The sequence below is a fragment of the Pseudomonas sp. BP6 genome (assembly GCF_017875935.1).
GTDB classification, from domain to species: domain Bacteria; phylum Pseudomonadota; class Gammaproteobacteria; order Pseudomonadales; family Pseudomonadaceae; genus Aquipseudomonas; species Aquipseudomonas putida_Y.
Genome location: NZ_JAGINI010000001.1, coordinates 494,275 through 515,098, shown reverse-complemented (window position 1 = coordinate 515,098; position 20,824 = coordinate 494,275). Strand labels below are relative to the sequence as shown.

At 60.6% G+C, this 20,824-nt stretch carries 20 protein-coding genes; 8 read left to right on the top strand and 12 right to left on the bottom strand.

Features of this window, described 5'->3' with window-relative positions; translation table 11 throughout:
• Positions 1-245: 245 nt before the first annotated feature.
• Positions 246-1,121, bottom strand: coding sequence for an IclR family transcriptional regulator (pcaR, locus tag J3A98_RS02310; RefSeq protein WP_209963721.1), 876 nt, complete (start codon positions 1,119-1,121; stop codon positions 246-248).
• A gap of 481 nt (positions 1,122-1,602) precedes the next feature.
• On the opposite strand from pcaR, the gene J3A98_RS02305 reads away from it, so the two are divergent.
• Complete coding sequence (locus J3A98_RS02305) at positions 1,603-1,803, top strand: hypothetical protein (protein ID WP_003251937.1); 201 nt, start codon at positions 1,603-1,605, stop codon at positions 1,801-1,803.
• Positions 1,804-2,114: 311 nt separating this feature from the next.
• On the top strand, positions 2,115-3,587 hold the full coding sequence (locus J3A98_RS02300) for an inorganic phosphate transporter (RefSeq protein WP_003251935.1): 1,473 nt from the start codon (positions 2,115-2,117) through the stop codon (positions 3,585-3,587).
• A gap of 121 nt (positions 3,588-3,708) precedes the next feature.
• Here J3A98_RS02300 and J3A98_RS02295 read toward each other — a convergent pair whose 3' ends face one another.
• Positions 3,709-5,184 (bottom strand): helicase HerA-like domain-containing protein, encoded by a 1,476-nt coding sequence (locus J3A98_RS02295; protein WP_209963716.1) that lies wholly within the window; start codon positions 5,182-5,184, stop codon positions 3,709-3,711.
• 169 nt (positions 5,185-5,353) lie between these two features.
• On the opposite strand from J3A98_RS02295, the gene J3A98_RS02290 reads away from it, so the two are divergent.
• From J3A98_RS02290 to J3A98_RS02275, 4 genes are all read left to right on the top strand, one after another.
• Positions 5,354-7,228, top strand: a complete 1,875-nt coding sequence (locus tag J3A98_RS02290; RefSeq protein ID WP_209963712.1) for a methyl-accepting chemotaxis protein — start codon at positions 5,354-5,356, stop codon at positions 7,226-7,228.
• Positions 7,229-7,395: 167 nt separating this feature from the next.
• A complete protein-coding gene (locus J3A98_RS02285; RefSeq protein WP_209963709.1) occupies positions 7,396-8,517 on the top strand; it encodes a glycosyltransferase family 1 protein in 1,122 nt (373 codons plus the stop codon).
• A complete protein-coding gene (locus J3A98_RS02280) occupies positions 8,510-9,274 on the top strand; it encodes a polysaccharide deacetylase family protein (protein ID WP_209963707.1) in 765 nt (254 codons plus the stop codon). The genes J3A98_RS02285 and J3A98_RS02280 overlap by 8 nt, the downstream gene beginning before the upstream one ends.
• Positions 9,271-10,263 carry a lysylphosphatidylglycerol synthase transmembrane domain-containing protein gene (locus tag J3A98_RS02275; RefSeq protein WP_209963704.1) on the top strand — a complete coding sequence of 331 codons (993 nt, stop codon included), beginning with the start codon at positions 9,271-9,273 and terminating at the stop codon, positions 10,261-10,263. The genes J3A98_RS02280 and J3A98_RS02275 overlap by 4 nt, the downstream gene beginning before the upstream one ends.
• On the opposite strand, the gene J3A98_RS26790 is transcribed toward J3A98_RS02275, so the two are convergent.
• Entirely contained in the window at positions 10,169-10,402 is a 234-nt protein-coding gene (locus J3A98_RS26790; RefSeq protein WP_245354948.1) for a hypothetical protein, read from the bottom strand. The two genes, J3A98_RS02275 and J3A98_RS26790, sit on opposite strands and share 95 nt — an antisense overlap.
• A 92-nt stretch (positions 10,403-10,494) precedes the next feature.
• Positions 10,495-11,346 carry a formyltetrahydrofolate deformylase gene (gene purU, locus J3A98_RS02270; RefSeq protein WP_023378897.1) on the bottom strand — a complete coding sequence of 284 codons (852 nt, stop codon included), beginning with the start codon at positions 11,344-11,346 and terminating at the stop codon, positions 10,495-10,497.
• A gap of 283 nt (positions 11,347-11,629) precedes the next feature.
• Here purU and mvaT point away from each other — a divergent pair, with 283 nt between their 5' ends.
• Complete coding sequence (gene mvaT / locus J3A98_RS02265) at positions 11,630-12,007, top strand: histone-like nucleoid-structuring protein MvaT (protein WP_176682633.1); 378 nt, start codon at positions 11,630-11,632, stop codon at positions 12,005-12,007.
• Between the two features lie 73 nt (positions 12,008-12,080).
• Here mvaT and sbcB read toward each other — a convergent pair whose 3' ends face one another.
• From sbcB to J3A98_RS02250, 3 genes are all read right to left on the bottom strand, one after another.
• On the bottom strand, positions 12,081-13,514 hold the full coding sequence (gene sbcB / locus J3A98_RS02260; protein ID WP_209963702.1) for an exodeoxyribonuclease I: 1,434 nt from the start codon (positions 13,512-13,514) through the stop codon (positions 12,081-12,083).
• A gap of 57 nt (positions 13,515-13,571) precedes the next feature.
• A complete protein-coding gene (locus tag J3A98_RS02255) occupies positions 13,572-13,931 on the bottom strand; it encodes a PilZ domain-containing protein (protein ID WP_176682631.1) in 360 nt (119 codons plus the stop codon).
• A gap of 123 nt (positions 13,932-14,054) precedes the next feature.
• On the bottom strand, positions 14,055-14,441 hold the full coding sequence (locus J3A98_RS02250) for a hypothetical protein (protein ID WP_003251914.1): 387 nt from the start codon (positions 14,439-14,441) through the stop codon (positions 14,055-14,057).
• 180 nt (positions 14,442-14,621) lie between these two features.
• Here J3A98_RS02250 and pyk point away from each other — a divergent pair, with 180 nt between their 5' ends.
• Complete coding sequence (gene pyk, locus J3A98_RS02245; RefSeq protein WP_021785800.1) at positions 14,622-16,076, top strand: pyruvate kinase; 1,455 nt, start codon at positions 14,622-14,624, stop codon at positions 16,074-16,076.
• A gap of 124 nt (positions 16,077-16,200) precedes the next feature.
• Here the strand turns inward: pyk and groL are convergent, their stop codons facing one another.
• From groL to J3A98_RS02220, 5 genes are all read right to left on the bottom strand, one after another.
• Positions 16,201-17,841: a chaperonin GroEL gene (gene groL, locus J3A98_RS02240; protein WP_176682629.1), complete on the bottom strand. Its 1,641-nt coding sequence runs from the start codon at positions 17,839-17,841 to the stop codon at positions 16,201-16,203.
• A gap of 50 nt (positions 17,842-17,891) precedes the next feature.
• The gene (locus J3A98_RS02235; RefSeq protein WP_003251905.1) at positions 17,892-18,185 is read right to left on the bottom strand and encodes a co-chaperone GroES; all 294 of its coding nucleotides are present in this window, start codon (positions 18,183-18,185) and stop codon (positions 17,892-17,894) included.
• A 243-nt stretch (positions 18,186-18,428) separates the two neighbouring features.
• Positions 18,429-18,890, bottom strand: coding sequence for an FxsA family protein (locus J3A98_RS02230; protein ID WP_003251903.1), 462 nt, complete (start codon positions 18,888-18,890; stop codon positions 18,429-18,431).
• Positions 18,891-18,955: 65 nt separating this feature from the next.
• Positions 18,956-19,687 (bottom strand): DUF2470 domain-containing protein, encoded by a 732-nt coding sequence (locus J3A98_RS02225; RefSeq protein ID WP_176682628.1) that lies wholly within the window; start codon positions 19,685-19,687, stop codon positions 18,956-18,958.
• An 82-nt stretch (positions 19,688-19,769) separates the two neighbouring features.
• The gene (locus J3A98_RS02220; protein WP_209963700.1) at positions 19,770-20,780 is read right to left on the bottom strand and encodes a DUF481 domain-containing protein; all 1,011 of its coding nucleotides are present in this window, start codon (positions 20,778-20,780) and stop codon (positions 19,770-19,772) included.
• Between the last annotated feature and the right edge of the window lie 44 nt (positions 20,781-20,824).

The window sequence follows — 20,824 nt, the reverse complement described above, 5'->3', positions numbered from 1 at the left end:
TATGGCCTGGGTCAGCCTGGATACAACGGTACTGCATGCGGGTGCGGCCGCAGCAGCGAGATGACAGTATTCATGCGTAAGTGCCTCTTGTGTTTTTCTTGTTCGGTCGGCTAGCCGACCGTTGCGAGAGACATTAATCAGCGGGCCGGGGTGACGCAATTCACCCGGCACGACACTGTGCGTTTATCGCACAAGAAACGGTTTTGCCTGTTCTGATCCGGGGCCGCAAAGTGCTCCCTGCGGTCTCAACCAAACAACTGATGGCAAAGGTCCCGGCTGGCTGCCAGCAAAATCGGCAAGAACCGCTGCTCCAGCTCACTGCGGGTCACCCGCCCGACATGGGTACTTACATTCAACGCAGCCAACACCTGCCCCGAAGCGTCGTACACCGGCACTGCAATCGATCGCAGCCCCTGTTCCAGTTCCTGGTCCACCACGCACCAGCCTTGGGCGCGCACCTGCTGGATGCAGGCAAACAACGACTCAGGGTCATTCAGGGTACGGCTGGTGCGCGCCTTGAGGTCGGCACGTTCCAGGTACTCACGCAGGCTGGTGTCGTCCATGGCCGCCAGCAGAATGCGCCCCATCGACGTGCAATAGGCCGGCAGGCGCCCACCCACCGACAGATCGACCGAGATCAGCCGCTCGACCGTGGCCGAGCGGGCTATATAAAGGATGTCGTCACCTTCGAGGGTGGCCATGTTGGCCGCCTCATGCAACTGGTCGCTGATGCGATCCAGGTACGGCTGGGCAGAAATTGCCAGCGGCGTCGACGACAGGTAGGCATGCCCCAGGGTCAGCACTTTGGGCAGCAGCGAATAGGTACGCCCGTCGGTGGTGGCGTAACCCAGCTTGATCAACGTGTGCAGGCACCGGCGCACGGCTGCGCGAGGGATTTCGGTACGGTGGCTGATCTGGGCGATGGTCAGGTGACGCTTGCGCTCCTGGAATGCCTGGATCACGGCCAGGCCACGCGCCAGTGAGGTCATGAAGTCAGGGTCACCGGTAAAGGCCTGGATGCGTTTGGCCGGGGACGCCACGATCGGCGGCGCCATGGCCGTCGAAGCAGGCCGCGCCACCTCCGGATTGGCGGAATCGTTGCCCAGGGTTTCGTCACTCATCGCACACCTCAAAAAAAACACCCGTTCGTGCGATTATCGAACAAACGGCCGATAATCGCAATTGACCGCCGACACGTTTGCTTATACCTTTCCCATGCCACTTGTGGCTTCTTTGGAGAGACTGGTCAGGTACCCACCGTAGAAGTCCCCAGGCAACGGCCTCGCCTTTTCGGGCGAGGCCGTTTTTCATTACGCCCTGCCCTGACAATGCAGCGAACTTCTATCTGTCAATCCTTTCAAACTTGTACGAAAGGTCCCAACTGTTCGCGGGCACATCCTGCTAGTTACGCCAGATGATGTCAGGGTTGAGTAAATTAACGATGTTCGGCGAATTATCGGTTGCTATAATCGATTGCGCAGGCCCTCCGCTTACCGTGGTCATAGAACCTTCCGCTTTATCAAGCCGTTGCGGCCAGCAAGGCAATATGCATGTGGCACAATGCATGACAACAGTCATTACACTTTTTTTCAGGTACTGCACGTGACGAAAGATGAACTGCGCGCGGAACTCGAGCGCCAGGCTGAACGTTACAAGGATGTTTATGGTGGCGAAGTCACCACTTACGCCGCACAACCGGATCCGGAACGCAAACCCTGGCGCAAGCGTGCCAGCGTTCGCGACCAGGCCTTCAGCCAGGAACTGGAACGCATCGAAAAAGAACTGCGCAGCGACAACCCCTGAGTCTCGGGGCCCCTGCGCGTCGTCGCCCGGTCAGCCCGGGCGAGGTCGATCTTTACTGTCTGGCCGATGATGAAATGGAATTACACAAATTTCATACGGCCGTTTGAAATTTTGCAAAATGGACATTTCTCAACATTTAGGCCATTTTTCGCCATGTTTTTCGACTTTTAGCCGCCATTTACCCCACTGAACGCCCCCCTCTGCACGACACGCTTGCACCATGAAGGCTGTCATCTGTCTGTTGCAAGTGCATCGATTGCAAAGGTTTTCTGGCATAATCCCGCCCCCCTATGACCCGCCAGACAACCTTCATGATCGATTTATTCAGCGGACTGGATGCCTGGGTGTTGGTGAGCCTGCTGCTCGCCTTGACCTTCGTACTCGCCTTCGAGTTCATCAATGGCTTTCATGACACCGCCAACGCGGTAGCTACCGTCATCTATACCAAAGCCATGCCACCGCACCTCGCCGTGTTCTTCTCCGGCGTGTTCAACTTCCTTGGCGTTCTGCTCGGCGGTGTAGGGGTGGCCTATGCCATCGTGCACCTGTTGCCGGTAGAGCTGCTGATCAATGTGAACACCGGACACGGCCTGGCCATGGTCTTCTCGTTGCTGGCCGCGGCCATCACCTGGAACCTGGGCACTTGGTACTTTGGCATCCCCGCCTCCAGTTCGCACACGCTGATCGGCTCCATTCTCGGCGTCGGCCTGGCCAACGCCCTGATCAACGACATTCCGCTGGGCGACGGCGTCAACTGGCAGAAAGCGATCGATATCGCCATGTCGCTGGTGGTCTCGCCAATGGCCGGCTTCGCCGTTGCTGCCCTGGTGCTGATCGGCCTGAAATGGTGGCGCCCGCTGTCGAAGATGCACAAGACCCCGGAACAGCGCCGCAAGCTCGACGACAAGAAGCACCCGCCCTTCTGGAACCGTCTGGTCCTGGTGGTTTCCGCCATGGGTGTGAGCTTCGTGCACGGCTCCAACGACGGCCAGAAAGGCATCGGCCTGATCATGCTGGTGCTGATCGGTATTGTCCCGGCCAAGTTCGTACTCGACCTGAACAGCACTACCTACCAGATCGAGCGTACTCGCGACGCCACGCTGCACATGAGCCAGTTCTACCAGCGCAACGCCGCCACCCTGGGCGAGTTCCTGGCACTGGGCAAGGCCAAGGCCAGCGATCTGCCGGAGCAGTTCAGCTGCAACCCACAGCAGACCGAACCGACCATTGCTGCGCTGCAGACCTCGCTGAAGGGCGTGACGGACTACCACAGCCTCGATGCCGAGAAGCGCGTTGAAGTACGCCGCTACCTGTTGTGCTTGGATGACACTGCGAAGAAGGTTGGCAAGCTGCCAGGCCTGGACGCCCGTGAAAAATCCGACCTTGAAAAGCTGCGCAAAGACCTCACCGCCACTACCGAATACGCCCCGTTCTGGGTGATCGTGGCCGTCGCCCTGGCCCTTGGCCTGGGCACCATGGTGGGCTGGAAGCGCGTCGTGTTGACCGTAGGCGAGAAGATCGGCAAGCAAGGCATGACCTATGCCCAAGGTATGTCGGCACAGATCACCGCAGCCTGCGCCATCGGCATGGCCAACGTATTCGCCCTGCCGGTATCGACCACCCACGTGCTGTCGTCCGGCGTGGCCGGCACCATGGTCGCCAACAAAAGTGGCCTGCAAGGCGGTACTGTGAAGACCATCCTGCTGGCATGGGTCCTGACCCTGCCTGCCTCGATGGGCCTGGCGGCCGGCCTGTTCTGGCTGGCGTCCAAAGCCATTGGCTGAGTGACACCGCGATGAATGAAGGCGCCTCCGGGCGCCTTTTTCATAGCCGTTGCTCCTGTGCCGCCCTGTTCTTTGCCGAAGCAGCCTTGCGCTCCTGAAGGCATGGGGCGGCGCAGGAAGACTACCTTTTCTTGCTCCCTAACAACGATCCCATCAACCCGCGCACCAACTGCCGCCCCAACTGGTTAGCTGCCTGGCGCACTGCCGACTTGATCGCCTGCCCCGCTGCACTCTGCAAGAATTCGCCAGCCTTGTCGGCAAAACTCTCTTCATCCGCCTTCGGTTGTGGCGCCGGTTCCACTGGCTCGCCCTTACGCTGGCTCAGCATTTCATAGGCAGACTCACGGTCCACCGGTTTGTCATAGCGCCCCGCCAATGGCGAGGCGGCAATCAGCGCACTGCGCTCAGTCGCGCTCAGCGGCCCTATACGCGACTGCGGCGGTGCAACCAGCACCCTCTGCACGATGGCCGGCGTCCCCTTTTCCTCCAATGTACCCACCAGCGCTTCGCCAATACCCAGTTCGGTCAGCACTGCCAGGGTGTCGAACGCCGGGTTGGGGCGGAAACCATCGGCTACCGCCCGCAGCGACTTCTGCTCCTTGGCAGTGAACGCCCGCAAGCCGTGCTGAATGCGCAAGCCCAACTGGGCCAGCACCGCGTCGGGCAAGTCTCCCGGCGATTGGGTAACGAAATAGACCCCCACTCCCTTGGAGCGGATCAGCCGGACCACTTGCTCAAGACGGTCCTGCAAGGCCTTGGGCGTGCCGTTGAACAGCAAGTGTGCTTCATCGAAGAACAGCGCCAGCACCGGCTTGTCGGCATCACCGCGCTCGGGCAACTGCTCGAACAGTTCGGCCAGCAGCCACAACAGAAACGTCGCGTATACCTTAGGTGCTTCGTGCACCAATCGGCTGGCATCGAGCAGGTGGATACGCCCACGGCCATCCGGATCAGGGCGCAGCAGATCCTCCAGTTGCAATGCCGGCTCGCCGAACAGTGCTTCGGCGCCCTGCTGCTCCAAAGTAGCGAGCCGGCGCAACAAGGCCTGGGTGGAAGCCGTGGTCATCAGCGCGCTGTCTTCGCCGAGCAGCTGCGGGTTGTCCTTCAGATGCGCCAGCAGGGCTTTGAGGTCTTTGAGGTCCAGCAGCAGCAGGCCTTCGCGGTCGGCCACCTTGAATGCTGCATATAGCGCAGCCTGCTGGCTGTCGGTCAGTTCCAGCAAGTTGCCCAGCAGCAACGGCCCCATTTCACTGAGGGTGGTGCGCAGCGGGTGGCCAGACTGCCCCTCGATATCCCACAAGCTCACCGGATAGGCCCGGGGCGTATGCCCCAGCCACGGCATGCCGGCGATACGCTCAGCCACCTTACCCTGTGGCGCACCGGCAGCCCCCAAACCACAGAGGTCGCCTTTGACATCGGCGGCGAACACCGCCACCCCTGCGTCGCTGAACACCTCCGCCAAGTGCTGCAGGGTGACGGTCTTGCCGGTACCGGTTGCGCCAGCCACCAGACCGTGGCGGTTGGCCAGGCGCATCGCTTGCCCGACTGGCTGGCCATCCGGCCCCGCTCCTACAACGATGGTCGAATATTCCGACATCTTTTTAATCCTCTGCTCAAGCTTTAGCTTAATTCGGCCGATACCTGTGGGTGATATTCGCCTTAATAGAGAGGAACAACCGAAAGGGGACTTCTCGGGATGTTGCACAACCTACGGCTCCACTCGTGCAAACGCCTGATATAGAACCTTAGCGGAACCGATTACGCCCATGAACAAAAGCCTTCGTTTCAGCCACAAGATTCTTTTGGCGGCATCACTGATCGTGATCCTCGCCTTCAGCCTTTTCACCCTCTACAACGATTACCTCCAGCGTAATGCGATTCGCGAGGACCTGGAAAACTATCTGGCTGAAATGGGCACCTCCACGTCGACCAATATTCGCAACCTGTTCGAGGGCCGGATAAAACTGGTGGAGAACCTGGCGCAGAACATTGCCCAGGACCCGGCCAGCGCCGAAACCCTGATGAGCCAGAATGCGCTGACCTCCAGCTTCCTCACGGTCTACCTGGGCAAAGTCGACGGCGGCTTCAGCGTGCGCCCGGACGCGAAGATGCCCGATGGCTACGACCCGCGCACCCGCCCTTGGTACAAGGACGGCATGAACGCCAGCGGCGCGACCCTGACCGAACCTTACATCGATATGACCACCAACAAGATGGTCATTGGCATCCTCAACAAGGTCTCCAGCAGCGTTGGCGTGGTCGGCGGCGACCTGGCCCTGGATGGCCTGGTGCAGATCATCAACTCGCTGAACTTCGGCGGCATGGGGTACGCCTTCCTGGTCAACGACCAGGGCAAGATCCTGGTGCACCCCGATAAAGATCTGGTCATGAAGTCGTTGTCGGACCTGTTCCCGCAGCACACGCCGAAACTGACCGGTGAGCTGACCGAAGTGCAAAGCGATGGCCAGACCCGCCTGCTGACCTTCAGCCCGATCACCGGCCTGCCGTCGGCGAACTGGTACATCGGTCTTTCGGTGGACAAGGACAAGGCCTTCTCGATGCTCAGCACCTTCCGCACCTCTGCGGTGATCGCCACGGTAGTGGCGGTGGTGATCATCATCGGCCTGCTCGGCTTGCTGATCCGCGTGTTGATGCAACCGCTGCACACCATGACCCGCGCCATGGAAGACATTGCCGAAGGTGAAGGCGACCTTACCAAGCGCCTGCACATCCACAACCACGACGAGTTCGGTGTCCTCGGCAACGCCTTCAACCGCTTCGTCGAACGCATTCACAGCAGCATTCGAGAAGTGTCCTCGGCCACCGAACAGGTCAACGAAGTGGCCCTGCGGGTGATCAGTGCTTCGAACTCGTCGATGACCAACTCCGACGAGCAGTCGAACCGCACCAACAGTGTCGCTGCCGCCATCAACGAACTGGGAGCTGCAGCTCAGGAAATTGCCGGCAACGCCGCCCAGGCTTCGCAGCACGCAACCTCCGCGCGCCTGCTGGCAGAAGAAGGCCAGCAAGTGGTCGAGCGCAACATTGCCGCGATGAACCGCCTGTCCGACCTGATCGTTACATCCAGCGCGCACATCGAAACACTGAACAGCAAGACCGTGAATATCGGCCAGATCCTCGAAGTGATCACCAGCATTTCCCAGCAGACCAACCTGCTGGCGCTGAATGCTGCCATCGAGGCAGCCCGCGCCGGTGAGGCCGGGCGTGGCTTTGCCGTGGTCGCCGACGAGGTGCGCAACCTCGCGCACCGCACCCAGGAATCGGCGCAGCAAGTGCAAACCATGATCGAAGAGCTGCAGGTCGGTGCCCGCGAGTCGGTCGATACCATGGACCAGAGCCAGCGCCACAGCCAGGACAGCATGCAGATCGCCAACCAGGCGGGTGAGCGACTGGACAGCGTTACCGTGCGCATTGGCGAGATCGATGGCATGAACCAGTCAGTGGCCACTGCCACCGAGGAGCAGACCGCCGTGGTCGAGGCGATCAACATGGACATCAGCGAGATCAACATGCTCAACCAGGAAGGCGTGGAGAACCTGCAAGCGACCCTGCGCGCGTGCTCCGACCTCGAGCAGCAGGCTGGCCGCCTGAAGCACCTGGTGGGCAGCTTCCGTATCTGATAGCTGCTACACCTTCGCCTGGCGCAGCCTTCTTGCTGCGCCAGGCACTGCGCATTTCCCCCTCTCAAACTGATCGAACAAACTATCCTTCTGATAGGTCCATCTTTAGGCGTGTCATCGCCGGCAATTCGACGCTGGATGACAGACCCGAAGACGATCCCGGAGGGATGCTGATCGTGCACATCGCCGACATCACCATGTTCTACGCCCCGGCCAGCGGTGGCGTACGTACCTATCTTGATGCCAAACATCACCGTCTCGACGCCATTCATGGCGTACGCCACAGCCTGTTGATTCCCGGTGCCAGCGCCCAACACGCCGATGGCATCTACCAGGTGCCTGCGCCGCCCTTGCCGTTTGGCAAAGGCTACCGCTTTCCGGTACGCCTGGCCCCCTGGTGCAACACACTGCGCACGCTCAAGCCCGACCTGATCGAAGTCGGCGACCCCTACCTGACCGCCTGGGCGGCGCTGGAAGCACGGCGCCAACTCGACGTACCAGTGATCGGTTTCTACCATTCCGACCTGCCGTTACTCGTCAGCAACCGCATGGGCAACTGGTTCGCCCCCAATGTCGAGGCCTACGTCAGCAAGCTATACGGCAATTTTGACCGGGTACTGGCCCCCAGCCAGGTGATGGCCGACAAATTACGCCGTTTGGGCGTGCGCGATGTCCATGTGCAGCCACTGGGCGTTGACCTTGCCACTTTCCACCCCGCCCGGCGCGACCCACATGTACGTGCCGAACTGGGCATTGCCGACACCAGCCGCCTGTTGATCTTTGCCGGCCGCGGCTCGCGGGAAAAGAACCTGCCGGTGCTGCTTGACTGCATGCAGCAACTCGGCGCCCCCTACCACCTGTTACTGGTAGGCTCGAACATGCCGGCCAGCGTGCCGCACAACGTCAGCGTCATCGATCACTTCTGCCCGGCTGCAGAGGTGGCCCGGCTGATGGCCAGCGCCGACTTGCTGGTGCATGCTGGCGACCAGGAAACATTCGGCCTGGTCATTCTCGAAGCGATGGCCAGCGCCACGCCCGTGGTGGCCGTGCGCGCCGGTGCGTTCCCTGAAATCATCAACGAACAGTGCGGCCGCCTGTGCATGCCCAACGATGGTCGGGCCATGGCGTCAGCCGTGCGCGAGGCGTTCGAGGCAGGTGTACGCGAGCTCGGTGTGCAGGCCCGTCACCATGTAGAGCAACATTATTCATGGGACAACGTGGTGGCTGGCCTGCTGCAGCACTACCAGGCCGTGCTCGGCCACCAGCCACAGGTGCGCGCCCATGCTTGAGCCCTCCACGAGCCAGCGCAGCCTCATGCTGGTGTTGCATGATGTTGCCCCGGAAACCTGGCCGGACTATGAACCGTTCGTAGAGGCCGTGGACGCGCTGGGCAACGTGCCAATGACATGGCTGGTGGTCCCGGACTTCCATCGGCGTAATCCGCTGCACCGGGCACCTACGTTCTGCCGCCTCCTGGATGCACGCCTGGCCAAAGGCGACGAGCTGGCACTTCATGGCTATGCCCATGCTGACGAAGGACCCACACCGCGCAGCCCCGTCGACTACTTCATGCGGCGCATCTATACGCATGAAGGCGAGTTCTACAGCCTTGATGAGGCCGAAGCGCTGGCCCGCCTACAGGAGGGCCTGGCACTGTTCGAGGGCCAAGGTTGGCCGGTGGCAGGGTTTGTCGCACCAGCCTGGCTCATGAGCCAGGGCACACGGCAAGCGCTGTGCCGCCTGCCACTGAAATACACCAGCACACCGCAGCATCTGTACCGCTTGCCGGACTTTACGGCCATTGATGCGCCAGGCCTGGTCTGGAGCGCCCGGAGCGCATGGCGTCGCAAACTGTCCCGCACGCTCTGCGACTGGCAATGCCAGCGCTGGCGGGGTGCAAGCACGTTGCGCATGGGACTGCACCCTGTAGACATGCGTCATCGCTCATCCCGCGACTATTGGCTGCGCACGCTGGAAAAACTGCTCAAGGAGGGCCGTGAACCGCTGACCAAATCCGCCTGGCTGGAGCGCCAGGGGGCAGTATGAAGCGCTGGGCCTGGCTGGCGCTGGCATTGCTGGGTGCAGCGCTGGTGCCAGCGTTGCTGGGTGGTAGCGAACTGCTGCCGAGGCTGAGCCGGTTCGACCCGCACCTGATGATCATGCTGCTAGGCATGATTCTGTTGTGCTGGGTCATCAATGCGCTGCGCCTGCGCCTGTTGCTGGGTGAGCAGGCGAAACAGTTGAGCCATGCTCGCAGCCTGGGCGTTGTCATGGCCACCGAGTTTGCCATCTGCACCACCCCTGGCGGTAGTGGTGGGCCGCTTACCCTGATGGCCCTGCTGGCGCGAGACCGCATCTGCCCGGCGCGCAGCGGCGCCGTCTTTGCCATGGACCAGTTGAACGACCTGGTGTTCTTCTTCTGCGCAATGCTGGCAATTGCCGGCTACGCGCTGTTCCACAGCCTGGGTCGCAGTCAGGAAAGCATGTTGCTTGGCAGTGCGTTACTGCTGTGCACAGCGTTGGCCGGGGTGATCGGGCTGTTGCGCTACCGGCGCCCGATAATGCGCATGAACGGCAGGCTGTTGCAGCGCATGGGGATGGGCCACCCGCGCAAACGTCGCTGGGCGCGCAAACTGCTGCACTTCGTCGCAGCACTGGCGCAGACCTGGCGCCTGCCCAAGCGCACGCTGAGCCTGGTGTTCACCCTGACCTGCGCCCACTGGGGGCTGCGCTACAGCGTGCTGTACCTGGTGCTGCGAGGCTTGGGGGTAGACCTGCAGTGGATTCCCAGCTTCCTGGTGCAGATGCTGTCGCTCAGCGCCGGCCAATTCAGCCTGCTGCCTGGTGGGGCCGGGGCCGCCGAGCTGACGTCGGCCAGCCTGTTGACACCCTTGGTGGGCAGTTCGACCGCCGCTGCGGCAATCCTGATATGGCGGGCGGTTACTTACTACTTTTATCTGCTGGCTGGGGGGCCGGTGTTTGTCTGCCTGCTGGGGCGTCCGCTGCTGGAACGCTGGCGGCGTCAGGCGGGTTGAGCTGCTGCCAGAGTTCGGCGGCGCCGGGGAAGTCGGTGCCATCCGTGTCATCCAGGGCTTCAGGGTCGTAGCGGGCCAGGCAGCCTTCGCCAAGGGTCGGTGGAGGTGAGGCGGCGGGGTTGTTGCGTTGCCTGGCCATTAGCGTTTCACCCAAGATTGCCGGGGCGCTTTGCGCCCCTGTCGCGACGGGGCTGCACAGCAACCCAGAATCTCACAGCAAGCCCGATGGCGTCAGTCGAACACCACCGTCTTGTTACCATGCACCAGCACGCGGTCTTCCAGGTGATAACGCAGGCCACGGGCCAGCACCATCTTCTCCACATCACGGCCAAAGCGGACCATGTCCTCGATGCTGTCGGCATGGCTGACTCGCACCACATCCTGCTCGATGATCGGGCCGGCGTCCAGCTCTTCGGTGACGTAATGGCACGTCGCGCCGATCAGCTTCACCCCACGCAGGGCGGCCTGGTGGTATGGCTTGGCGCCGACGAACGACGGCAGGAAGCTGTGATGGATGTTGATCACCTTCTCGGCATAGTCCTGGCACAGTTGTGGCGGCAGGATCTGCATGTAGCGGGCCAGTACCACGACGTCGGCGGCATGCTCCTGCACCAGACGCGACACTTCGGCAAAGGCCGGGGCCTTGTCCTTAGGGTCGACCGGTACATGGAAGAACGGAATACCGTGCCATTCGACCATGCTGCGCAGGTCGTTGTGGTTGGAAATCACGCAAGGGATCTCGCAGTCCAGTTCATCGGTGTGCCAGCGGTGCAGCAGGTCTGCCAGGCAGTGCGACTCGCGGCTGGCCATCAACACCACACGTTTTTTCTGTGCCGAGTCGGTAATGCGCCAAGTCATGGAGAACTCTTCAGCGATCGGCGCAAACGCCTCACGGAAAGCTTCGATACCGAACGGCAGCGACTCAGCGCGGATTTCATGACGCATGAAGAACCAACCGCTCTGCTCATCGGAGTGGTGGCTGGCTTCGTTGATCCAGCCATTGTACAAGGCCAGGAAATTACTGACTTTCGCCACGATGCCTACACGGTCGGGGCAGGCGATCACCAGACGATAGGTGCGCATGAATGAGACTCCAGAACTTCGCAAAGGCGCCTATTCTAGCGGTCCGCCAGAAAAAACGCAGTATTGATCGCTGCCGCGATGGCATATGCAGGCGCGAAACGCTGCAAGGGCGCTGTCTGACAGACATGACGAATCGCCTGGGCCGTATGTAAAATTTTGTTCACGTAGAGAAATGCTGTCACAGCTTAATTAACAGTTAATTGCCCATTCTTATGTTTACTTGCGAGTATTGCCTGTCTATTATTGGCCCACACATTTCTGAACACGCATTAAGGAACACTCCATGTCCCTGATCAACGAGTACCGCGCTACCGAAGAAGCCATCAAGGAACTTCAGGCCCGCCTGGCCAATCTGTCGCAGGATGACAAGCTGAAGAAAGAACTGGAGTTCGAAGGCAAACTGCGCACACTGATGGGCGAGTACTCCAAGTCGCTGCGCGACGTGATTGCCCTGCTCGACCCAGAGTCGAAACTGAGCAAGGCACCTCGTGGTTCGGTCAAGACTACCGGCACCAAGCGTGCGCGCAAGGTCAAGCAATACAAGAACCCGCACAACGGTGAAGTGATCGAAACCAAAGGCGGCAACCACAAGACCCTGAAAGAGTGGAAAGCCACTTGGGGCGGCGACGTGGTTGAAAGCTGGGCAACCCTGCTGGACTGATTATCCGCATACGCCCTCTTGCTTCGCACAACAAAAACGCCGGCACATTGCCGGCGTTTTTGTTTACCAGCCATCAGCCGATTGAATAGTTTTCCTGCAATTGTCGAGCATGCATTTGCCAGGCCTCCAACACCCGCCTGCCCGCCTCGTCGGCGCCCTCCCAGGCTTGCTGGCGTGCTCGTTCGAAGTCGCCCAAGGTATTCGGCGCGCCCCACTGCGGGTCGCTCAGGCGTTGCTGGCAGAAGCCATACCAACGTTGCCGCTCTTCGCGGGTCAAGGTTTCAGGGAAGTTACGTGCCCGATAGCGGAAAAACAGCTCCGGCAAACGCGAATCATCGAACATCCAGTGGCCATGGCTCAACTGCGCCGGTTCCAGCGCACGCACTTGCTCGCATAAGCGCCGGTCGCGGTCACCTATAAAACCATCATACAACTGCTGTTCCGGGTCCTCACTCGGGGCGAACTCGTCCTTGCCATAGATGTGTTCCAGCTTTTCCTGCCATTGCCCCTGCTGACTGGCCAATTGTTCGCCGCGCGACTGTAACAACGTCAAGTCCAGGCCCAATCGTTGTTGATCGACCGGGCGCAATACCGACAGCGGCGCCACTACCGGGCAACGATTGATCTGCACCAATTTGAGCGGTACCGGTAATTCACCTTCAGCCAATTCATCATGCCGGGTGTACAAGCGCTGACGTAAAACTTCAGCACTTTCCCGCAGTAACGGTAGGGTTTCCTGATGCAGGTCGCAGACAATCAGTGCATTGCGATTACGCGGGTGCCAGGCCAATGGCAATACGACCCCCAGGTAATTGCGCGCCGCCGAAAAACGCCCGGATATATGCACCAGTGGCTGCAACAAACGGATCTGCTCCATCACTTTATGCTTGCTGCGCAACTGAAACAGCCAGTCATATAACTTGGGTTGTTTCTGCCGAATCAGGCGGGCCAGGGCAATGGTTGCCCGCACGTCGGAAAGCGCTTCGTGGGCATGCCCGTGGTCAATGCCATTGGCCTTGCTCAGCAGCTCCAGACGCAGGCTGGTGCGCCCGTCCTGTTGTGGCCATTGAATGCCTTCCGGTCGCAGGGCATAGGCGGTGCGCACAATATCAATCAGGTCCCAGCGGCTATTGCCTCCCTGCCATTCACGGGCATACGGATCGAAAAAGTTGCGGTAAAGGCTGTAGCGGGTCACTTCATCGTCGAAGCGCAGGGTGTTGTAGCCGGCACCACAGGTGCCCGGTTGCGCCAGCTGGGCATGCACACGAGTCATGAACTCGGCTTCGCACAGGCCCTGCTCCGCCAGCAGCTGCGGCGTGATACCTGTCACCAGGCAGGCCGCCGGGTGCGGCAGGATGTCGTCCGACGGCCGGCAATAAAGGCTGATCGGCTCGTCGATCTCGTTGAGGTCGAAGTCAGTGCGCACGCCGGCCACCTGCAGCGGCCGATCGCAGCGCGGGTTGATGCCGGTGGTTTCATAGTCGTGCCAGAAAATGCTGGAGGTCACGGGGTCGTCCTGTATCGAGGTCGACCCGATTCTAGCGCGATTGTGAAGAACGAACGTTCAGACGGGCGCGTTGGCGGGGCGGAAACTGAAATAATCGCGCAACGAACGGACGAAATCATCGTACTCGCGCGGAGACTGCAACAGCATGAAGCCCGAATCGTAGTGCCCAGGCGTCTGGTCCTCGCGGCACCACAGGCAACTGGCAGTGAGGTTGACGAACTGGTGCCCGCCGCCATGCAGGGGCATACGCAGCTGCAGCTCGTAATCGGGCCCGACCAGCACGGGTAGCTGGCTGATGACCATCAGACCATTTTCAGAGGCATTGCCTAGCTGACCGATCTCCTGACCGGTAAAGCGGTTGAACACCTTGAGGACACAAGGTAGCTGATGACGTTCGATGTTGCGCTTGTTGAACATGATCGCGGGTGTATTCCGTACCTGATGCCAGGAATACAAGGTACTGGCGGTTGTTGTAACAACTGAGTTACAGATTAGCGCAGCACGCGCAGCAAATCTCGTGAAATAAACCACACCTTTGTGTTAGCGCCAAGGTACGGTCGTCACCGGGTTGGCCACGGCCGTTTCTGCACCGCGCAAATGGCCGAGTTTTTCCAGTGTCTGCAGACGCGCTCGGGCGCGATAGGCATATTCGTTGCCTGGGTATTGCTGGATCAGGTACTGATAGGTCTGCGCCGCGTCCACGTACAACGCCTGACGCTCCAGGCACTGGCCGCGCAGCAGTGACACTTCGGGGTGGATGAACGGCCGGGCCCGGCTGGTGCGATCAACCTGCGACAGTTCGAGCATGACCCGTGCGCAATCGCCGCGGTCGTAGGCGCGGTAAGCATTGTTCAAGTGGTGGTCCATGGACCAGCGGGTGCAGCCGACGGCGCTGGCGGCCAGGGCTAAAACGATCAGGGCTCGCATGGGGATCTCCTTTGATGCCAGTGTATCGGCGTTTGCCTGCAAATCTTCACACCCTTTTGCAAGGATACCCTGCGCCGTTCAAATGCCACCCTGCCCTGGGCGTAGGTAGTGCAACGGAACAATGACTACAGCGAGATTCAGGAGTAGCCTTTCGCTGCGCTTCACTATAGGAGTCTGTGCATGAGCATCCGCCGCACCAAAATCGTCGCCACCCTTGGCCCCGCCAGCAACTCGCCGGAAGTGATCGAACAACTGATCCTCGCCGGCCTGGACGTGGCACGTCTGAACTTCTCCCACGGCACGCCGGACGAGCACAAGGCCCGCGCGCGCCTGATTCGTGACATCGCCGCCAAGAACGGCCGCCATGTTGCACTGCTGGGCGACCTGCAGGGTCCGAAGATCCGCATCGCCAAGTTCGCCAACAAGCGCATCGAACTGAAGATCGGTGACAAGTTCACCTTCTCCACCGCCCACCCGCTGACCGAAGGCAACCAGGACATCGTCGGTATCGACTACCCCGACCTGGTCAAGGACTGCGGCGTTGGTGACGAACTGCTGCTCGACGATGGCCGTGTGGTCATGCGCGTCGAAACCGCCACTGCAGACGCCCTGCACTGCGTGGTGATCATCGGTGGCCCGCTGTCGGACCACAAAGGCATCAACCGTAAAGGGGGTGGCCTGACCGCACCGGCCCTGACCGAAAAGGACAAGGCCGACATCAAGCTGGCTGCGGAAATGGACCTGGACTACCTGGCCGTGTCCTTCCCGCGTGACGCCAGCGACATGGAATACGCGCGCAAGCTGCGTGACGAAGCCGGCGGCAGCGCCTGGCTGGTGGCCAAGATCGAACGCGCCGAAGCAGTTGCCGATGACGAGACCCTCGACAAGCTGATCGCCGCCTCCGACGCGGTGATGGTTGCCCGTGGTGACCTGGGCGTGGAAATCGGCGACGCCGAGCTGATCGCCATCCAGAAGAAGATCATCCAGCACGCCCGCCGCAACAACAAGGCAGTCATCGTGGCGACCCAGATGATGGAGTCGATGATCCAGAACCCGATGCCGACCCGCGCTGAAGTGTCCGACGTGGCCAACGCCGTGCTGGACAACACCGATGCGGTGATGCTGTCGGCCGAAAGCGCCGCCGGTTCCTACCCGATCGAAGCGGTTCAGGCCATGGCACGCATCTGCCTGGGTGCCGAAAAGCACCCGACCAGCCAGAAGTCCAGCCATCGCTTGCACACCACCTTCGAGCGCTGCGACGAAAGCATCGCCTTGGCGGCCATGTACACTGCCAACCACTTCCCGGGCGTAAAGGCGATCATCGCCCTGACCGAAAGCGGCTACACCCCGCTGATCATGTCGCGCCTGCGTTCGCATGTACCGATCTTCGCCCTGTCGCCGCGTCGCGCTACCCAGGCGCGCGCCTCGATGTTCCGTGGTGTGTACCCGATTGCCTTCGACCCGGCCGCGCTGCCGGCCGACAAGGTGAGCCAGGCAGCGGTCGACGAGCTGCTCAAACGTGGCCTGGTGGAGCAAGGTGACTGGGTGATCCTGACCAAGGGTGACAGCTACCACACCATCGGTGGCACCAACGGCATGAAAATTCTGCACGTCGGTGATCCGCTGGTCGGTTGATCCACTCTTTCACAGCACAAGGCTCAAGCGCAGCCTTGTGCTGCGAAGAGGCCCCGACAGCAATAAAAAAAGCCCCGGTTCTCGCGAACCGGGGCTTTTTGATGGTGCAGGGGGTAAGGCTGGCTTACATCATGCCGCCCATGCCACCCATGCCGCCCATATCAGGCATGCCAGCAGCTGGCTTGTCTTCCGGCAGGTCGGCAACCATGGCTTCGGTGGTGATCATCAGACCGCCGATCGAAGCAGCAGCTTGCAGCGCCGAGCGAGTAACCTTGGCTGGGTCCAGGATACCCATCTCGATCATGTCGCCGTATTCACCGGTAGCGGCGTTGTAGCCGAAGTTGCCCGAACCTTGCTTGACCTTGTCAGCAACCACGCTTGGCTCATCACCGGCGTTGGCAGTGATCTGGCGCAGCGGGGATTCAACAGCGCGACGCAGCAGCGCGATACCGACGTTCTGGTCTTCGTTGTCGCCTTTCAGGTCGATGATGGCTGCCAGGGCGCGAACCAGGGCAACACCACCGCCAGGCACCACGCCTTCTTCAACGGCTGCACGGGTAGCGTGCAGGGCGTCTTCAACGCGGGCTTTCTTCTCTTTCATTTCAACTTCAGTGCCGGCACCCACCTTGATCACGGCAACACCGCCAGCCAGCTTGGCCAGACGCTCTTGCAGCTTCTCACGGTCGTAGTCCGAGGAAGTTTCTTCGATCTGGGCACGGATCTGCTTGACGCGTGCTTCGATCTCGGTATCAGCACCAGCACCGTCGATGATGGTGGTGTTTTCCTTGGACAGGATGACGCGCTTGGCGTTACCCAGGTGCTCCAGGGTAGCGGTTTCCAGGGACAGGCCGATTTCTTCGGAGATGACCTGGCCGCCAGTCAGGACGGCGATGTCCTGCAGCATGGCCTTGCGGCGATCGCCGAAGCCCGGAGCCTTGACTGCAGCAACCTTGACGATGCCGCGCATATTGTTGACTACCAGGGTAGCCAGCGCTTCACCTTCAACGTCCTCGGCAACGATCAGCAGTGGGCGGCCGGCCTTGGCAACGGCTTCCAGAACTGGCAGCAGCTCACGGATGTTGGAGATTTTCTTGTCGACCAGCAGCAGCAGCGGGCTTTCCAGCTCGGCAACCATGGTGTCCGGCTTGTTGACGAAGTACGGCGACAGGTAGCCGCGGTCGAACTGCATGCCTTCTACGACGGACAGTTCGTTTTCCAGGCCCGAGCCTTCCTCAACGGTGATCACGCCTTCTTTACCGACTTTTTCCATGGCTTCGGCAATGATTTCACCGATGGAGCTATCGGAGTTGGCAGAGATGGTACCTACCTGGGCGATGGCCTTGGAGTCGGCGCATGGCTTGGACAGGTTCTTCAGCTCGGCAACGACGGCAGCAGTTGCCTTGTCGATACCGCGCTTCAGGTCCATCGGGTTCATGCCGGCAGCGACGGCTTTCAGGCCTTCGTTGACGATGGCCTGAGCCAGAACGGTAGCGGTGGTGGTGCCGTCACCGGCAGCGTCGTTGGCCTTGGAAGCAACTTCCTTGACCAGCTGGGCGCCCATGTTTTCGAAAGCGTCTTTCAGCTCGATTTCTTTGGCGACGGAAACGCCGTCCTTGGTGATGGTCGGCGCGCCGAAGCTCTTGGCCAGTACCACGTTACGGCCTTTCGGGCCCAGGGTCGCTTTTACCGCGTCAGCCAGAACGTTGACACCAACCAGCATTTTCTTACGAGCGGAATCACCAAATTTTACGTCTTTAGCAGCCATGATCGTTTAATCCTTGAAAAACTTTGGAGTAACGGGAAGTCGGGGGGAAATCAGCCTTCGACAACGGCGAGGATTTCGTTCTCGGCCATGACCAGCAGGTCTTCGCCATCGACTTTCACGGTGTTGCTGCCCGAGTACGGGCCGAAAACCACTTTGTCACCCACTTTCACGGCCAGCGCGCGAACTTCGCCGTTGTCCAGGACGCGACCGGTGCCGACGGCTACAACTTCGCCGCGGTTTGGTTTTTCAGCGGCCGAACCCGGCAGGACGATACCGCCAGCGGTTTTCGATTCTTCTTCGCTGCGACGGATGACTACGCGGTCATGCAGAGGACGAAGTTTCATTGTCGATCTCTCCCAAATTGTGGTTTTCATCGGCCGGTTCGACACCGGCGGTTTTGATGCTGTCCGGCGTTGCCGGGGGCGGCCCGCTGTGAGCGAACCACCTGTGTAATGTCTGGTGTTGCCACCAGAAACCTTGCGGTGACCACATACATGAGGCCGCCATATTCAATTACAAGGCTCGATATGGAAAATTTTTCATCAGGCCGAAAAAAACCGGGGCCGCTTGCGCGGCCCCGGTCTTTTTTATTTGTCTCGGCGCTCGTACTCGCCTTCGATCACGTTCGGGCGGTGGCCGCCATCTCGCGGCTGCGCCTGGAAGGGGTCGTCCTGGAACGCACGCTGGCGCATGGCCTGGGCCTCGGCACGCTCGCGCATCTTGCGCGCAGCCAGGCGGCGGGTGAACGGCAACAGGCACAGCACACCCAACACGTCGCTGATGAAGCCTGGCAGCAGCAACAGGCCACCACCCACAGCCAGCATCATGCCCTGGAACATATCCTCGGCGGGCAACTCACCGCGCTGCAGGCTTTCACGGGCGCGCAATGCGGTAGCCAGGCCGGCCACCCGCATGACCAGCACACCCAGGGCGGAACCGGCGATGATCAGCAGTAACGCCGGGAAGAAACCGATTGCCGCGCTGACCTTCACGAAGACGAACAGCTCCAGCACAGGAAAAATCAGAAACAGCAGTAGAAAAGCACGCATCAAGGGTTCCTCGACGGAAGATAACCTTCCAATAAGACCTCAGATGGATGCCTGCGCTCCGGATTTCAACCCTCGGCTTGCATCATATGCGCCCACTTGTCGGCGCGAGCCAGCAAAACCAAGGCCTCGCGGACTTGTGTCGGCGTGTTGCAAGTAGTCGGGAAAGGCAACCAGTGCACTGCCTGACCGATGCGCAGGTGCATCCCTTCACTGTCTACCCCGACCATCTGCGCCGGTACGTGTTGTGGCAACCCGGTCAGTTCGACGTAGTGGGCAATGGCACTGGCGTGATCGCTGTTCATGTGTTCGATCATGCTGCCCTCGGCCTTGCCGGCGAACGGGTTGGCCAAGGTCACCTGGTCGAGCCAGTGGATCGCACCGAAGCCGCCAATGTAGCGGTGACGCACCGGCTGCAGCACCCAGAAATCGAAGTCGTGGGCCTTGTGGTAGTTGGCCGCGTCCGGGAAATAGCGGTAATAGCGTTCGGCGGCGGCCTCGATGACGGCCTCGTCGACCAGCTTGTGCGCTTCGGCCATCACCGTCAGGCGCCCTACCGCCTGCACATCTTCAGCCTCGCGCTCACCCACCAGCAGCGAACACTTGGGGTCCTTCAGCAGGTTGTGGGTGTGCTGGGCAATGCGGCTGATCAGGATCAGCGGGTTGCCCTGGGCGTCCAGGCAGTACGGCACGACCGAACCGAAGGGGTAGCCAGGCATCGACCTGGAATGTGTCGAAAGCACGCCGCGGTATTCCTTGAGCAGCAGTTCCCGGGCGGGGCGAATGGCGTTGGTACTCACTTGAGGGCGGCTCCTGGCGGACGGGTTGGGGACAAGATAAGCATTATCCGCTGCCTGTGCCACTGACCTGCATCCAGACGCCTTACCAGGTAACGCCAAAGCCCGCGGTATAGCGTGTCTTGTCCAGGTCACTCTCACGCGTGCCCGTGATGATATCCTTCTCTGCCTTGAGGTTGAGCGAAGCCCACTCGGTGACCTTGTAGCGCAGGCCAACCTCGGCATCCAGCGAAAAGTCGGCCACGCCACCCAGCGGCTTGGCGAACTCGCCGTTGGTGAACAGCTGCACGTTCTTGCCGATCAGGTAGCGGGTGTAATCCCACTTCACGGCCGCAGAATAGAAATTATCCTTTCCGCCGTCCCGATACTCGAAATCAGTGCGGTTGATCAGTGAACCCAGCGAGAACGCACCCAGCTCATCGTCCCAGAACTGGTAACCCGGGCCTGTACCCACGGTGCGCTGGCGGGCCAGGTCTTCGATGTGATCGCGTTTGTATTCCGCACGCCCCTGCCAGAACCACTTCTCGGTAATAAAGCGGTCCAGAGCGTACTCGGCGCTCCAGTTGTTGGTGGTGGTGATGTCGTCCTTGGTCTCGCGGTTGTACTCACCCTCGGCGTTGTGCCGCCAACGGCCATGGCGGGCAGTGGTCTTGAAGCCCACGTCGTAATCGTCGGTGTCGTTCTCGGCGCGCTTGTAGTCCAGCGCCACGTCGACATTGCCTTTCCACACGAAATCCTCGATCAGCGGCCTGGGCTTCATGATCTGCTCGATGCTGGCCAGCTCCACCGTCTTCGGTGAATCGCCATTGGCCAAGGTCACCTTGCCTGGCTCGGCGGCCTTGAGCGACTTGGCTTTCTCTCCGCTGTAGGCGTCCTGTTTGACCAGCATCTGCTGGTCGCTTTCCAACGTCTGGACCTGTTTCCAGTCCAGGGCGATTGACCCGCCATAAGGGGTTTCCAGCAGCAGCTTGCCGCCGTCGAAGACCTTGATCTTGCCACTCAGCCGGTCACCGTTCTTCATCCACACAGTGTCGGCGAACACCGGAGAGGCGCACAGGGAAACAGCAAGAAGGCACAACAAGGATCTAGAATTCATAAACGGACTTTGGTTGCGGACTAGGGTTCGATTTGACGAAAAAG

Excerpts from the sequence above, each read along its gene's own strand:
- mvaT (WP_176682633.1), top strand. The coding sequence starts at position 11,630 with ATGTCCCTGATCAACGAGTACCGCGCTACCGAAGAAGCCATCAAGGAA.
- J3A98_RS02290 (WP_209963712.1), top strand. The coding sequence starts at position 5,354 with ATGAACAAAAGCCTTCGTTTCAGCCACAAGATTCTTTTGGCGGCATCA.
- purU (WP_023378897.1), bottom strand. The coding sequence starts at position 11,346 with ATGCGCACCTATCGTCTGGTGATCGCCTGCCCCGACCGTGTAGGCATC.
- J3A98_RS02255 (WP_176682631.1), bottom strand. The coding sequence starts at position 13,931 with ATGTTCAACAAGCGCAACATCGAACGTCATCAGCTACCTTGTGTCCTC.
- J3A98_RS02300 (WP_003251935.1), top strand. The coding sequence starts at position 2,115 with ATGATCGATTTATTCAGCGGACTGGATGCCTGGGTGTTGGTGAGCCTG.
- pcaR (WP_209963721.1), bottom strand. The coding sequence starts at position 1,121 with ATGAGTGACGAAACCCTGGGCAACGATTCCGCCAATCCGGAGGTGGCG.
- J3A98_RS02220 (WP_209963700.1), bottom strand. The coding sequence starts at position 20,780 with ATGAATTCTAGATCCTTGTTGTGCCTTCTTGCTGTTTCCCTGTGCGCC.
- J3A98_RS02280 (WP_209963707.1), top strand. The coding sequence starts at position 8,510 with ATGCTTGAGCCCTCCACGAGCCAGCGCAGCCTCATGCTGGTGTTGCAT.
- J3A98_RS02285 (WP_209963709.1), top strand. The coding sequence starts at position 7,396 with ATGCTGATCGTGCACATCGCCGACATCACCATGTTCTACGCCCCGGCC.
- J3A98_RS02275 (WP_209963704.1), top strand. The coding sequence starts at position 9,271 with ATGAAGCGCTGGGCCTGGCTGGCGCTGGCATTGCTGGGTGCAGCGCTG.
- groL (WP_176682629.1), bottom strand. The coding sequence starts at position 17,841 with ATGGCTGCTAAAGACGTAAAATTTGGTGATTCCGCTCGTAAGAAAATG.
- pyk (WP_021785800.1), top strand. The coding sequence starts at position 14,622 with ATGAGCATCCGCCGCACCAAAATCGTCGCCACCCTTGGCCCCGCCAGC.
- J3A98_RS02295 (WP_209963716.1), bottom strand. The coding sequence starts at position 5,184 with ATGTCGGAATATTCGACCATCGTTGTAGGAGCGGGGCCGGATGGCCAG.
- J3A98_RS02250 (WP_003251914.1), bottom strand. The coding sequence starts at position 14,441 with ATGCGAGCCCTGATCGTTTTAGCCCTGGCCGCCAGCGCCGTCGGCTGC.
- J3A98_RS02235 (WP_003251905.1), bottom strand. The coding sequence starts at position 18,185 with ATGAAACTTCGTCCTCTGCATGACCGCGTAGTCATCCGTCGCAGCGAA.
- J3A98_RS02230 (WP_003251903.1), bottom strand. The coding sequence starts at position 18,890 with ATGCGTGCTTTTCTACTGCTGTTTCTGATTTTTCCTGTGCTGGAGCTG.
- J3A98_RS26790 (WP_245354948.1), bottom strand. The coding sequence starts at position 10,402 with ATGGCCAGGCAACGCAACAACCCCGCCGCCTCACCTCCACCGACCCTT.